We start from the raw sequence: 16704 nt of genomic DNA on the forward strand, positions 1-16704 counted from the left end.
CTCTATAACTTACCAACAAGGTTGATAAAGACACCCTTGGCATTGTAGTCATCATCGTTGGCTAAGTTACTGTCAAAGCCAGAGAAGTTATAGCCAATACCAACTTTAAAGTTGTCAGAAAGATGTTTGTTCACTGAAACAAGTGCACCGTGCTCAAGTTCATCATTGAGCGTATCGGTTTTCCAGTGATATTCGCCCGTCACATCCCACTCTTTAATGACATGGTAGGACGCGCTTAAACCATATAGGTTGATGTTGCTTTCGACCGTTTCTACGCTCCCAGAAGCACGCTCAAAATCCTCTTTCTTATCTTTGTGCGCGTATTTAGCACCGACATCGACTTTGGCGTTTACCGAGTAGATACCTTCCACTTCGATGATATGTGACTCTTCATTGCTGTAATCGACATCACGATCGAGATTATCTTTGTCGGCAATATACGTATAGCGGCTAAGCAGATTTAATCGATCATTATAGATAGGACGATACGCTAGGCCACCTGTTACTTCGACGAAGCGCTCTAATGTTTCATCGGTCTCTTTACTGATCGATTTCGAATAGTTGAATTTACCGAACAAGGTATATTCTTCGGTTAAGTTCTGAGTGTATCGGTTGGTCGTAACAAACTGATCCACCCTACGCTTATTGACATCGACATTTTCGTTGCCTTTATCAACACGGTACTCAATCTTATGCTTGAGGTTAACATCGTCAATATCCATATTGGCGGTGAACGTCACCGCTTTACGTTCCGTGATTTCTAGTTTGCTCGGATCGACGTCGTTTTTCTTCTCAATTTCACCCTGCTGATAACCGATACCAAAATCAATGTCGTCACTCATATCGTAACCAAAGCCAAAGGAGTCAATCTGCCCTTTGCCGTTGTTCTCATTAACAAACTGATTTTCCTGATAGAAATCGACATTGGATGTCAAATCGGCACGCTGCCCTACGACAACGTTATTTTGCCCTTCGTAGTTATCGTCCGTATAAGTTACATAGGTGGTGTAATTCTCTGTGATGTCGTAACTTGCTGTTGCCTCTGTCGAATCACCGCGATCACCTGTGGTGTATTCCGCTCCCAACGAGAGATCATCAAACACTCGGAATTCAGCACCCACAGAGACACTGTCGTTATCTTCATACTGAGCCGTCTTATCTACCGTAGACTGGCCTTTAATATATACGCTGTTGTCGCTGTCCCAGATATAGTCAGCTCTTAAGCCCGCTAAGGTACCCTTACCCTTTACGTTTTCACGATTCAGCTCGTCGACTTGTTTTGCTGCTGCCGAAACTTTAACGTGATCGGTCAGCTTTAACTGAGCTTCAAGTTCAGCCTGCTGAGTATCAGTTTGCTTAGTACCATCGAGCTCTGTCTCTTCAATCGAGGTATAGCGCGTCGCAAAGCTCAGTCGATCGGAGGCTTGTAAACGCAACTCGGTTCCGTATGACAATTGCTCCAAATCGTCACTTTGGCTGGCATAGCTGTAACCCGAATCTTTCGATTTGTACCAAGCCTTTACATCGTTCCCCACTGCACCAAAAATGTTCGGAGCAATGTCGTATAAGCTTGCAACACCTTTAACCTGTATCGAGTCACCTTTACGCTCATCAAAATCTTCACCCACTGGGGTAAAGGTTAAACCACCATCAAAAGAGACAAAGTTTGAATCCGTCTGACGGCCCTCGCTGTGTGCCCATTCCGCTTTGATGTACGTCCCTTCTGTTGCGCGTAGCGTCAGATCCGTTCCCGAAGCCTGATAGTTCTGACCATCTCGCTCTTCAGTTGCGTAGTTGACTCCAATACCAATGTAGTCGTTTACCCAGCCCTTAGCGCGACCACCGTAAGTCAATGAATCCTTAACGTCGGAGCCTCTTGGCACGTACTCATAATCGACCGCAAGATAGTTTTCAAAACCGTCTGTTGGTGTGTCATCAATCACGCTGCCAAAGCTATCTGAAATGATGTTGTTCAGAGGTCGCATCAAGATGATTCGGCCCTGATATGGGTCGATTTCATAGTCTCGGCCTGATTGAAGTGGTACTTCTCGCTCTGATATACCCGAGTCCTTATTGACGACTTTGACATAGACTTTGTCACTGCCTGGGACTAACTCACCATGACGTAGGAAGTAAAGTGACCCCCCTGTACCGAGGAATTCATCATGAGCAAAAGAGGAGTCTGCTGACGCAGCGAAGCCAACAATATTGAGTCTATCTTCGCCATACCTAGTGGTAGAACGGGTACGATAATCGCCTTTAAAACCATACAAGCTACGGTTGTAGTCATTGTTATCGGTGCCGGTCAGTCCAGTGTTGTAGTTACCCCACAATACCCGAGACTTATCGTACTCAAGATCGAAGTATACTTTACCTTTAGTGTTCACCACCTTGTGGATGTTGGCTCCATCGCCGTAATCACCATAGTAAAGTTCATCATCGTCTTCGAGAATGTCGAAGACAGACGAGTCTTCCGCAGCAAATGGATGCTTGAAGATGTCTTTGATCTGTCCATCTTTACTATCAAAGTGCGTGGTTAAACGTAACTTATCGCCGAACTTGCCCTGACTGAAGTAGGCAATACGTCCTTGGTTGTAAACATCATCCTTGTATTGGTCATTGACACCCAATGCTCCGGTATCACCCGTTACGCGGTTTTTACCAATATACATATCGGCCAAACCTGCCTGTGCGTAGTAGGTATCTGGAATACGCACGTACAACTGATAGCGGCGCTCATCGCCATTGTCAAAGATGACCTTGGTTGGAAAAATATAGGCGTCAGCAGGCAAGAACTGCTCGGCGTATAGCTCTCCATCTTCAACTTCGAATTCATCTTCTCCAATCACCACTTTATCGACACCTTTAAGCCCGGTACCAATAAACTTAGCCAAACCCGAATTGGTCGGGATGTTATGCCGCATTAGCTGCGCACGACCAAAACTTCGCGCCAATTGCTCTTCGCTCTGATTACGATCGATATCCACCTCAGAATCTGGGCGTACTAGGTCAATCACGCCGATAGTCGTGATGTCCATGTTGCCGTCTTTATCCCAAGCTTTGAACCTGAATTGCAGTTGGTTGCCGATTTCGAATGCATAATCAGTGTCGGTCGAGCCATCCCAACTAATATCAATATCGTTCGCAACCTCAGTACCTTCGATGACCTTAATCGGCTGAGATAGGCTGCGGTCTTGACCACGGAAAATCTCTATTTGATAGCGTTGCATGTAGTAGCTGTAGTTTGAGCTGACGGTAAAGTTAACCTTGTCAGATAACTGTCCCTCTTTAACTTCTAGCTCATCACTCACACTTACATCGAGTACTGGTTCAAAACGGGTAATATCTCGGCTAGCCCAAATAGCACCCTCTTCGAGATAGATGCGTGAGCTGTCTTCCTGTTGATGAACTTCGACCTCAATACCCGTGGTATCTGTATCGATTTTTTCCAACTGACTGGTATCTTTTGCCACTGCCATAATGGGAATGGCTGCCATAATACTTACTGCCAAACGAGTCATTTTGAATTTATTCATAATTGTTCCGCCAATCGCGTCTGTTTGTCGTTATAGTTATTCACGATTACTCTTTGTCCTCTACCGAGACACTGAAGTTAAACTTGGTCAGTTTGTTGGGAGAGATCCGTTGTACTCTTGGGTTTTCGCTGATGACTTTCATGCCTGTCGGCAATGAATCGGTATCAACCTTCACCAAGAAGTTCTTACCTTTTTTATCTAGAACCCACTGATCTGGTACATGGTAGCGACCGTACTGATCGGTTTCTATCACAATACCTTCTACTGTGAGTAGTCTTACACCAGGGATGCCATCCTCATAGATCCCTTTGTTTTCTATGACGATTTCCCACAAGTAGTGATCACCATCTTTGTATAGGTTTCTGGTTACATCAAGATTTTCAGCAGATAACCCCTGTTGCTTATCTCCAACATGGTTCGAACTAATATTGCCCTCTCGATCAAACACTAGGCGCGTTCCAGACTCAGTAATGACGCTAAAGCTGAATCCCTCTTTGGTCTTCGTTTCAAGCTGGAAACTCACCTTGTTGCTCGATGGTAAGGTACGGTTTTTAGACATCCCATATAGCTCGTCTATCTCATAACCAGCCACTAATACCGAATCAAACTGCTTTGACTGTTTTTTCGATTCGACCGCATGCCCATAGTTATGCTTAAATTCGCCAGCCTGATTAGCCTGCACGCCATAGACATTACCCGTATGCTCACCTCTTGTATGACTACGGTCTTTAAGATGATGCTCTTTTCCATCACGAATCATCACTGTGGTGTTGGCAATATAATCTCTGTCACTGACGTTCGCAGACAACTGTACTTCGAATGCGGTTGCATCAGCTTGGAAACCATCTTTGTTATGATCTTCAAACACTTTACCTATGATAGAAGCCGTGTCGAATACCTTATCTGGCATGACTTCAACCGTCGCGGTGGCTGTGTTTGATTTCTCTTCCAAAGCGCCCGTCACCTGACCTTCAGGTGGCGCCATTGCCACCGCTGAGTTGACGTACTTGCCGAATGTTGCGCCAACAGTCACACGCAGTAGGTAACGAATACGAACTTGCTCCGTGATGGTCTTGTCAGCACCGCCATAGGCCAACATATCACCCACATTAAAGGTAAGCGTGCTCGTGACAGCTGGATCATCCGTGTTGATGACATCATCATTGGTATCAAACTGACCATCAGGACCGCTATTGGTGATCTCTGTGGAACCAGGAACATAAGCGAAGCCTGATGGGTAACGATCCACTAGCTTAACGTTCTTAAATTCTGATTCGTTGTTGTTGATGATGGTCACTTCATACTCAACAACGTCGCCGACCTGCGCATCTGTTTTCAGCGCTTCTTTGGTCACCAGCAACTCACCTTCATTGTCAGCAAACTTCTTGACGTGAATAGTGACATCATCCGATGCAGAAATGCCGGTCGCAGGGTCAGTGACAGTAAAGGTATTGGTGATGTTGTCATCCAAGCCTTTGTTCAATTCACCGGTAATCTTAATCACATAGCCATTACCCATGTAAGGCAACAGATCGAGTGAAAGCGCTCCATCGGGAAGCATCAGATCTTTATCGGTAAACTCGCCTTTCTTCTGACCACTCGGCCACTCTTCAATCGTTCCTTTCCAAGTAGTAAATAAGGCATTGCCGTTCGCCCCCACCAGCTTAGTGATTTCATCCACCATTTGCGCACCAGAAATGGTCGCCGACCCTTCATTGCTCACACGAAGAATGTAAGTCAGCTCTGAATCATCATTGGTGTACTCTGCGTTCTCACCTTTATCTGTGGTTTTGTCGATTGCAAAGCTGACAGCTTGAGGAGTGATCATCGCACTGACGGTTTCAACCGACACATTTCGTGTTGACGGCGTTGCAGATTGAGACTCGTCGATCTTATGCGTTGTGTTGATAATTTCACCCATAGCACGAGCATCTGTGGTACCCGTGATCACGATTTCAACTGTATCACCCGGAGCAATATCACCCGAGATATCAATGTCGTCATTGGCAGCCAATGTACCCACATTAATGTTAGTTCTAGGGTCGGTGCTTGTCGCAGTGATGTCCCAATCGGTAAAGGCATTAACAACTTCACGATCACCGCTGGTTACGTCCGGTTTAGTCGGAACTTTCATCCGAGAAATCGCATTTCTCAGCACGATATCGTTGGCAAAACCTTTACTGTCGTTAAATAGCGTGATGCGGAATGTCGCAGCTTGACCCGCCTTATAGATTGGGTTGTCCGCTGATTCACTTATCACGATGTTATCTGGTTCAGGGATTAGGCTTGCAACGGCAGTCGAACGCTGTGGGCGACCACTGTTGTTGATTACCATCGATGCTTTGTTATCAATCTGTCCGTTAGCAAACTCATTCACTGTGCCTTTAATCACCAGCTCAAGAGTGTCGTTTGGCGCGAGATTGACGACCGCATCCACCTGTTTATTGTCTCCGCTAGGATCTGGGGAAATCGTCGTCAGCTCGTTGCCTTTGTTGACTTCAATGTTCCAACTAGAAAACGCAGCTTCTTTTGCCCCATTCACGGTATCCACTACCATTGAATCAAGGAGATCTTTCAGTTGAATGCCAGCAACAAAGGCCTCGTTCTGGTTAGCAACAATGACACGGAAGACAGACTCTTTACCCGGTTCATAAGCCATTTCTGTCTCAGTTCCAGTTTCACCAACGTATTTGTCCAATGTCAGAGATACAGGGCGGTGCTTGATGATCGCCTCTGCATTTAACGTTGGCTGACCAGAAAAATCCACACTCACCTGGTTGATAATATCCGTCGTTGCATAACGGTTGACCGTACCATTTATCGTAAAGGTCACCGTGCTATTCGGTGCAATGTCTGCAATAGTATCAATATCAGGATTGTTGCCGCTAGGCACAGACGTCAGTGATGAAGTGACATCACTCAACTGTGTCTTAACCGTCCATGATTCAAATGCCGTGCCGTTCGAACCATCAACCAAAGTGACCAAGACATCGTTCATGATGTCTTTGATGATCACATCATTGGCGAAACCTTCTCCGCCATTGGTGATGGTTACGACAAACTGTGCACTCTGCCCGGCCTGATAGAATTCTTGGTCAGCGATTTTCGTCACCGATATATCTGCTGGCTTAGGCTTAATCGTAGCACTCGGCTCAAAATTTTTGCCATCGTACACCACCTTAGCTGTGTTGACGATATCACCTATCGCTTTGGCATCGACTTCGCCTTGAATCGTAAACGTAATCGTATCATTCGGCGCTAAGTCAATCGTCGCATTAATATCGCTGTTCCAAACGTAACTGCGTTTATCCACCGATGTCATTGGATCGTTAGCGGAGTAACTGACTGTCCAGCGACTAAATGCTTGTCGGTCAACACCATCGGCTGTCGATACCATGACCGCAGAAATCAAATCTTCCAGCACTATGTCATTGGCGAAGGCAGCATCCTTATTGACGATTTTGATTTCAAAGCCGTTAACCGTTCCCGGTGTGTAAAGAGGATCGAGCGGCTCTTTTGTTACTTCAATCGTTGGAGTCAGTGGCGTACTGATCGCTTCATCTTCAAGCGTCTTACCATCGTATTCAAGCTGAACGACGTTTCGCACTTCGCCAATGATTTCAGGCTTGAGTTGCCCTTTGATCGTAATCGTCACAATGTCTTGCGGCGCAATATCAATGGTGTTGTCGATATAGTTACCCGATAGTGCTGGCAAACTGGTGTTTCCATTGGAAGAGACGGCGCTAATTTCAATCGTTGCTGGGTCAAATACTGATATCGTACTGCCGTAGATCGTTTCCGCACTGATACGATCAACTAAGTCCGTAACCTTCACATCAGTCGCCCATACTCGCTGTGTATTGGTCAACACTAGCGTATAAGTTAGGGTATCTTGCGCCTGATAAACACTCTTATCGACGGTTTTCGACACGGTCACTTCCGCATCCATCGGCAAATAAGTTGCCGTATCGTTAGCCCCGTCGACGTCATCAGCGGTGACACTCACTTGGTTAGTAATGGCCCCGATCACATTGCTATTCACAGTACCTTCAAGATGAAGCAGAATCTGAGATCCGGGTGCGAGATTAAAGTCACCACTAAACCCATCCGGCGCATCAAAAGCCGATTGGTCAATCACAATTGTTTTGCTTGCCGAAGGATCTACGATGGTGGCCGAACTGGTTGCACTATCCCATGAGTTGAACACTCGACCTGGCAATAAACTGTCCACGACATCCGCTCGGATACTTGACGCGATATCTTCAACATGAAGATTTTGCAGATAACCCGCGCCAGTATTCTCAATCACAATATCAAAGCCAATCGAATCACCGGGCGCATAAAGCGCTGGAGATAACGAAGCTTGTTTCGTGACGGTCAGAGCACCTTGCTGAGGATAGATAAAATGCTGCTGTAAATCGTACTGTTTGTTGTTGACGTATAGCGTGTTACCAAACTTACCAATCGCATCGTCTCTGACTTGACCCACCACTTCGATTTTAAGCACCGTCGGCTCGGTACCGGCCGCACCTAATTTGACGAAGGCATCAATATCGCCACTGGTCTGAATGGCACTCGCATCGTTGAACGCGGCGCTGATATTCGACACAAACGTTGCGTTAGTCGTCCAAGATTTAAGTGCTGACTGCATTGAACCATCAGCGGTCAGTACCGTAAATTTCGAAATCTCATCTTGAACACGCACATCTGCATTCGAATCGGCTCGGTTGGCAACATACATGGTATAACGCACTTCACCACCAGGCGTGTAACTTGGAGTATCAGTCGACTTAGCCGCGATAATATCGGCGTCACCTTGGCCAAGTACTATTGAGTTCGAGTCCTGACTGTCAACTTTCGCAACATTAGTGATGGTACCGGTCGCATCAGAATCAACAATACCCAGCAGACCAAACACGACTTTATCGCCTGGCATTAGGTCGAAAGTGGCATCAAGAGGCTTGTTTCCTGAGTAGTTACCAGAAATAAAGAAACGATCGCTACTAGGTTGTTCAATGATGGTAGTCGAAAGTCCACTGAATGCTTTTGCACCAGTCGATGTACTAATGGCATTTAGCTTGTCGATAATCGCGACGTCATTGGCAATACCTTCACCACGGTTTTCGACCGTAATGGTGTAACTCACCTGACCACCTGGGTTGTATTCACAACCGCTGCCACTGTTCGATGGGAAGCTACAACTACTGCCATCCGCAGTGGTATTGGTAACCAGTTTTTCGAACACGAGATCAGGAGCCACTGGAGGTATCTCTGGTGTCGCTACTTCGTTAATGCCGCCCGTTGCTTGGTTCGCGTCAATGGTACCCAGTGCGTCTGGTCTGATAGTGCCCTTGATCAAGAACTGAATCTCTTCTCTCGGTGCTATATCTGCGACGATGTCGAGATCACCTGTTTTGTCATACGGAGGTAGATAGGTATCGATGTCACCATCTATACCTGTAGAAATCGTATGCGTGATTTCAGTGTCCAACAATGCTTGGGTAACATTGCCACCGAGTACTTCTACGGTAATGTTCGACAATAGGTCACGCAGTACAGCATTGTCGCGCCACACTGGCGTCGTATTGGTGACAGTAAACTGATAAATGACTTCTTCGCCCGGTTTATATGTATCGCCGTTCGAATAGGGTCTACCACCAATAGATACAATCTCTTTACTGACATCTAGACTCGATGTTTCTGGTTTGATTTGCGACTTACCAAACCCAGTACCATTGTATTTAGGCTGAATGGTCACCGCAGTCATTGCATCATCGCGGATCTGGGATTCCATCTTAATATCAATCCAACCATTGGCTGCAATCGACAACTTAGGAATATCAATATCCACATCGGTGCCACCTACGAATGAGCCAATATCGGTCGTCACTTCATCAGATTTTGCAACCGAGACAAGCCAAGTAGCTGGTTGGTAAACCACGCCCTGCTGGTTGTCTGGTTGACCTGCGGCAATTTGAGCGAGCTTTGATTTCAGCTTGCTAAACTCTTCACTCAGATTCGCGTTGTACTCAGTACCCTTACCTTTGTTTTCAAGACGCAGACGGTAAACCACTTTCTGCCCATCAACAGTATGGTTGTAGGTTCCCTTTTGCGTTGCATAACTAGAATCCGTGTAGGATTTATGCAGTTTTTCAACATTGGCTGGCAGCATATCTACTCTCTCTGACGGGAGATTATGCTTACCATCAACCTTAGCAATATTTTGGATAGATCCTACCGCTTTGTCCGACACATGCGCCTTAATCGTGTACTTAACGAAGGTGCCTGAAGGTTCAAAACTGCTGGCAGCGAGGTCAGCCACCGTATCTATGTTGCTGTTGTTGGCGACAGACCCCGCGTTTGACAGCGATGAACCATCAACGTCGGTATTGATCGTCCAACTCGTAAATGCTGGACCTGTTGTGCCATCGAAATATTCGGTTGAGATTCCCTGAATATCATCAAAGATGGCAATGTCTTGTAAGTGAACATTGTTTTTGTTTTTGAGCAGGATCTGATACTCGATGTAACCACCAGGTGTGTATCCACCCGAAAGCTCGGTGCTACCGTCAACATCGTATATTTTGGTCACATGCTTCTCAAAGTCATATTTCTCAGTGTCGGCTTTCGACTCAGCACTCACTGTGTCACCGTCGACCTTGAGCAAGTTGACAATATTACCTACCGCATTGGCATTAACTTTAGCACGAACAACATACTCAACCGTTTCACCAGCCGGAATTGAAGCATGCGTATTTATATCTTGGTTATTTGCAATGGTTTTATCGAGATCGACTTCAGCATGCGGATTGCCACCAACAACCTTAGGTTCTATCGTCCAACCGTCAGGAAATGCAACACCTTCGCTACCATCAAGCAAACTCACTTTGATAGTCGAAAGTGTGTCGACAACTGGAATATTGTATGCCCCGCCCTTACCATCATTTTTGATCGTGAGATGGTAAGTCAGCTCAGCACCTGGTTGATAGTTTTTCTGCTCGACTGTTTTAGTAAACGCAAGATGGTAGTCGTACGGTTCAACGGTAATTCCACCAATAGTGATATCCCCAACGGCATCGTCACGTACTACGCCTTCGACGGTATAGAGGACATAATCTCCACCTGCAACATCTATGGTTGTCGTGATGTTTTCATTGTCCTTAACCACACCATCTAGCGTGCCGTCCGTTGTGCCATCGCCACCATCGCTGTCTTCTTTTTCAACCGCTACAGAGAAGTTGTCATTAAACGGGTTAGCATTCGTTCCATCTAAAAGCAGAACGCTTACTCCCTTAATGTTTTCAGCCACACGGTGGTTATTGAAATAACCACGGTCAGAACTGACTTTTACTTTATAAGTCAGCGTATCACCTGGTGCATAAAACGCACTCTTCTTGCCATTGACCAATAGTTCACGAGTCGTTGTGCCACCACTATCCACTCGTTCCATTTCATGGTGCGACACATGCGACTCTTCCGAGACTTGTTTGTAATCACGGAAGATGTAGGCGTTGTTGGCGATGATAGGCTCTAATATCCCTGCTGAATCACGAGAACCAACCACGTTGTCTTTGACTCGAGCTTTGATCTTAACAGTGCGCGTCTCGCTGGCTGCTAGAGAAAACGAACTGCTAACACTGCCTGGAGGATAGACTAGATCTTCTGTAGTTTGACCTTGCCAACCGGCACCATCTCCATAATCAAACTCCCAGTATTCAAATGGAGATTGGTTTTCATAGTCTTCAAACTGATTGTTCTTCTTGTTGGCAAGTACCGACTTAATTTCCTTAATTGGATCAACAAGTTTCAGGTTGTCTGCCGTGTTATCACTGTTGTTCTGTAAATAGATAAAGTAGGTCACATCCTGTCCCGGCGTGAAGCGAGTCACGTCGGCAGTTTTTAGGATAGACACGTTCAGTTTTGCGTCGCCACTGTCACCAATTTCGGCGGTCGCGGATTGGTCAAGATTATTGACTGGGTCGTGGATCTCTACCGTGTTAGAAATTTCATCTTTGCTGTAGTCATTTTTGACTAAACCGCGAATTTTATAGGTAACAAAACCCATCCCCTGAACCGTTTTAGGGTCAATATCAATACGGGTATTTATGTTACCGTTGTCTGGGTAGTTCGACTTCACATCAGGATAACTACCTGTTTTAAAAGGAGAGTTATTCTTATCTGTGATGGCTTGTATTGTCCATTCCGAAAACGCATTCATACCCACGATATCATCAGTGACTCGCACTTCATTCGCGTAACCTGCACCACGGTTATAAACCGTGACATCGAACTCTACCCACTGCCCCGGAATAAACTCATTCTCTTTGGTGGTTTTTACTACGACAACATTGGGCGCTTTTGGATAAACCACAGCAGCATCTTGCATCCCTGACTGAGAGTCTGAATCTGGAGTTTCAACTACAGCACTGTTGTCTATACGCTTATAGATAATTTCGTCACCATTGCTGCGATCGATCTGAGCGGTAATGGTGTAAACAACCTCAACGTTTGGCGCAATCTGAGCGACGGTATCAAGATCTTTGTTATCTTCAAAAGTCCCGACCTTGGTGAAAGTACTATTGCCGTTTAGCAGTGGGTCATCCGAAATAATCTCTGCACTGATCGTCCAGGAAGAGAAGACTTTTTTCGAAACGTTGTCTGGTTCAAGTAGGCCAGCCTCAATCGTCGAAAGGCTATCTTTGACTTTTACATTAGTGGCATAACCATTCCCTTTCGCATTAATAACACGCAGACGATAGGTGATCTGGTTTTCCATTTTGGAATAGCTGGTTTGATCCGTATGGAAGTTCGCGTCGTTGTTTGTTTTCACTTCTTTGATCAGATTAATATTGAAATCTCGAGGATCCGAACCTCGGTCAGCATAGACGGAATCATCCACTGTCACGCTGTTTTCAATATGACCATTCGCCAATGGATTGGTCTTAGCTTCAATGGTGTAGATGATGTAACCGTGCGGCTCAATCGTTGCTTTTACATCCAGAATGTCAGGACTGCTAATACTACCACTGATGCCTGTGTCTGATGCCGTTGATGGTGAACCGTTTTCTTTATACGCTTGTGCTGTAATAGCCCAACTATCGAAAGCAGTAATCGTATTACCAAAGATGTCGACAGTTTCTAGCTTATCGATGGCATCCATAACATGCACTTGGTCTGCAAAACCATCGCCGTCATTATCAACACGAATAGTGTAAGTTAGCGTATCACCTGAAGAGTAGTAACGTGAATCAACATCTTTACTCGCACGAAGGTTATCCTCAGGCATCTGCACACCTGAACCTTCTTCTGTCACGTTATCACTACACGCAGGGTTATTATCGAGAATCAGACCCACGCTCGAATCGTTGACTTCGGCAGTAAGCTTGTAAGTCACGAACTTACCAGGTGCGACATCTGGTGACACTGTCACTGGGGAGCTAGTCCACGAGCCATAGCTATATTGGCCATGATCGGTACCTTGATTATCTTCTGCGCTGACAGGTTCCAGCTTCCAACGCTTGAAAGCCTGCCCCTGACCTGCACCAGCAGCCATATCAGTGGTAACACAAGTTAAGTCATCGACGATTTGCAAATCGTTAGCGAAATATTTTGACGAAGAATTGGAAACTTTAATCTCATATTCAACGGTATTGCCCGGGATATACTCAGACTCTTTAGTCGTTTTAACGATCTTAATTTCAGAGTCAGAAACATTGAGCGTTCGCTCTGCAGCAAATATATTGCTGATTTGGGCGTCTTGCTCAAGCGCACCATCAGCGTTGAATATCGCCGCATTAGCCCCTTTTATCTCACCGATCGCGACGGGTGAAATACTCGCTTTAAGCTGATAAGTGATGCTTTCATTTGGGTAAATAGAAACTTGGTCATCAAAATCTACATCTGATTGAGACCCGAGGTCTTTATACTTGGAAAGAGAATTGCCACCGATATCGGTCACCTCAACACTCCACTGAGCGAATGGATTACCAGATAAGTCGCTGCTATTGTGCTCAGGTTGTAAGTTGTTACCTAAACCTAAGTCAGTGATCAGTTGTTTGATATTGTGTTTAACATGATAGCCGTAAGCAATGCCTTGACCGCTGTTGCTAACTTTAACAGTAAAGACACGCTCTGAACTAACCAGATATGGCGATGCATTATTGAGTGTATGTTCAATACTAACGATGGGCTGAGCTGGAGGGGTGATTTGTTCATCACTTTCAATATTACCCTCTTTGGTATGCGCTGTTGCTGAAGTGACAATGTCTCCAACAAGATCGTTGGCTACCGTCGTTGTAACGGTATAGGTCAGCTTGCCACCTACCACAATCTTTGCGTCTGTAACCGCCAGATCACCGCTCGTAGCAAAAGTACCAAGTTCACTACCACTACCGGTTGTTTTACCACTGATGGTGACATTACTAAACGGAGATGAAGTTGCTCCGTTGGTATGCTCGACAGCCAGTGATTCGAACGCTTGATTGATATCAAGACCTTGAACTCGATAACTGCCTGTGTTGGTCACCGTGAGGGTATAAGTCAGTGAATCACCGACGAGGTACTCATCTTTATCTGCCGAGAGAGCCAGTTCATATTGGTAAGGAACTGGGTTAAAAACACTCGCCACACTCGGTACAAACACTTCTGCGCTACCATCGCCATCAACGTCTGCTCTAACCGTGGTTTTGCCAAGTTCTATTTTACCAATCGCATCATCACTCACTTTGGCTTGGATGAGATAATCGTTGCTACCGAATGGGAATAACTTTGCATCAGATACCGACAGATTCGAATCACTGCTGGTAAACGAACCAGGGTTTGACCCCCAACTATTTGAAGCCGTAATTGTGACTGAACTAAACGCTTTACCACGGCCAGACTCGGTGTCGGTCTGTGTATCCCAGACAAGGTCTTCCACTTCTACGTCACGGAATGTTTTCGCAGTAGTATTTTTTACGGTGACATGATAATCAATCAACTGACCATTTTCGTATGTCGAACTTGCAGGTGTAACAACAACTTCTATATCTGCCGCAAAGGCTTGTATAGAAAACATTGCAAATAACACTGTAATTAAAGAATACAGTTTTGAAGGAATCTGGTTTAGCAAAACGGTTTCATCCCATTGTCTAATTACTACTATCGCGATTGTTTTATTTTTTTGATTAGCAGCGGTTGAGCAAGCTACGCATTATTGTTTTGAACGGTCATCGGTTGTCACTGCTCTGTCAAAAAGCATCTATTGAGTGTAAAAAATATCAAATACTCAAATTTGAGATACCTTTAAAGCCCATTGTTCAGAAATGTCCTACATGACAATTACCTATATCTTGCCGACGTAATAAACTGGTCAAAGCTTTCACACCAGATAATAACGGTGTTGTATTTAGCCGCATCAAACCCTGTTGGAAGAGTGACAGTAAAGCGATCGAAACTTTTGACATCACCAACCTGAACCATCTGTTCTTTTTGCGCTAAAAAATCTGCTTCGGTTTCAATAAAGGTTGGCGAAAAATATAACTTGTAGTCGGGCCCAGGAGCCAAACCGCCAACAAAGGCAACTTCATCTTGGCTGATGGAAAGTGAACCTTCTCCCCAATGTAAAAAATCACTATCTTTGCGATCTTTTTGAAAACTCGCAGTATAAATAGCCTGCGTGGTGATACTTTGCACCTGCTGCATCGTAGGAGATGGAGGTTGAGTGAGAATGGGCAACGCATAAATTCCTAATGCAAAGCCCAATGCGATACACGTCGTGTGTGTTAGCAGCAGCAATATCCTTTTCATCCTGACACTCACTTGAAAAATTACTGCTATAAATGTATATGATTTTTAATAAAATATCATTGTTGAATTAGATACTTATTGATAATTAAGAGCTGTTTTCTCTGCCAATGTCACAATAACTTTTACCGCTTGCTCCATTCCCTCTATCGAAACGAACTCATGGATGCCATGAAAGTTGTAACCACCGGTGAAAATGTTAGGGCATGGCAGGCCCATAAATGATAATCGCGCACCATCCGTACCACCACGAATTGGCTTAATCTGGGGCTGAACATCGCACGCAATCATCGCTTGTTTCGCTAACTCTATGATATGCGGATACGGCTCCACTTGCTCTTTCATGTTGAAGTAGCTATCGGTTAACTGCAATTCAACTGAACCGTGCGTTAATTGGCTGTTCAACTCGGCAACTTTTTCAATCATAAATTGTTTACGAGCCGCTTGCCCTTCACGGTCAAAGTCTCGGATGATGTAGCCCAACTCGCTACGCGCAACCGACATACTCGCGGACTTCAGATGGTAGAAACCCTGATAGCCATCAGTGCACTCAGGAGTCTCGTCACTTGGCATCATCATTTGGAACTGAGCAGCAATGTTCATTGAGTTGACCATCTTGTCTTTTGCTGTTCCAGGATGAACATTGACACCATGGCAAATAACATCAGCACTGGTTGCATTGAAGTTCTCAAATTCCAGCTCACCGACCGGACCACCATCAATGGTGTAAGCCCACTCGGCCCCGAACCTTGCCACATCAAACTTGTCAGCACCTCGGCCAATCTCTTCGTCCGGCGTAAAGCCAATACAGATCTCACCGTGAGGGATTTCGGGATGGGCGATAAGCTCCGCCATAGCAGAAATAATTTCCGCAATGCCTGCTTTATTGTCTGCCCCAAGTAACGTTGTCCCATCTGTAGTAATCAAGTTATGCCCATGTAATTGATGCAAATCGGGATAGTGAATTGGAGAGAGTATTTGATCACCTTTGCCTAACGCAATATCGCCACCCTGATAATCTTCTACAATCTGCGCTTTTACATTCTCACCTGAAGCATCAGGCGCAGTATCCATATGCGCGATAAAGCCAATGGCTGGAACAGGATAATCTACGTTACTAGGCAGCTTAGCCATTACATACCCATTGGAATCGAGAGAAACATTACTTAAGCCAAGTTCAATCAATTCCTGTTTAAGAAATTGAGCAAAGGTCATTTGTCCTTCGCTGCTTGGACAGGCAAGATGGTTCGGATTTGATTGAGTATTAAAAGTCACATAGCGCAGAAAACGTTGTACCAATTCATTCATAAATACATTCTCTTATAATTTAAGCCTTACTCATAACGAGCTCTCATCGTACTCCTTCTTAGCTACAAGGCTTTGC

The 16704-nt window shown here is 45.2% G+C and carries 4 protein-coding genes; all 4 read right to left on the bottom strand.

What is annotated here, in order from left to right; genetic code table 11:
• Positions 1 to 2: 2 nt before the first annotated feature.
• The gene (locus QTN95_RS08175; RefSeq protein ID WP_331417100.1) at positions 3 to 3536 is read right to left on the bottom strand and encodes a hypothetical protein; all 3534 of its coding nucleotides are present in this window, start codon (positions 3534 to 3536) and stop codon (positions 3 to 5) included.
• Between the two features lie 46 nt (positions 3537 to 3582).
• The gene (locus QTN95_RS08180) at positions 3583 to 14592 is read right to left on the bottom strand and encodes a DUF11 domain-containing protein (RefSeq protein WP_331417101.1); all 11010 of its coding nucleotides are present in this window, start codon (positions 14590 to 14592) and stop codon (positions 3583 to 3585) included.
• A gap of 263 nt (positions 14593 to 14855) precedes the next feature.
• Positions 14856 to 15323: a DM13 domain-containing protein gene (locus tag QTN95_RS08185; protein ID WP_331417102.1), complete on the bottom strand. Its 468-nt coding sequence runs from the start codon at positions 15321 to 15323 to the stop codon at positions 14856 to 14858.
• A gap of 75 nt (positions 15324 to 15398) precedes the next feature.
• The gene (gene pepT / locus QTN95_RS08190; RefSeq protein WP_331417103.1) at positions 15399 to 16628 is read right to left on the bottom strand and encodes a peptidase T; all 1230 of its coding nucleotides are present in this window, start codon (positions 16626 to 16628) and stop codon (positions 15399 to 15401) included.
• Positions 16629 to 16704 lie beyond the last annotated feature (76 nt).

Source organism: Vibrio sp. M260112 (assembly GCF_036533775.1).
Taxonomy (GTDB): domain Bacteria; phylum Pseudomonadota; class Gammaproteobacteria; order Enterobacterales; family Vibrionaceae; genus Vibrio.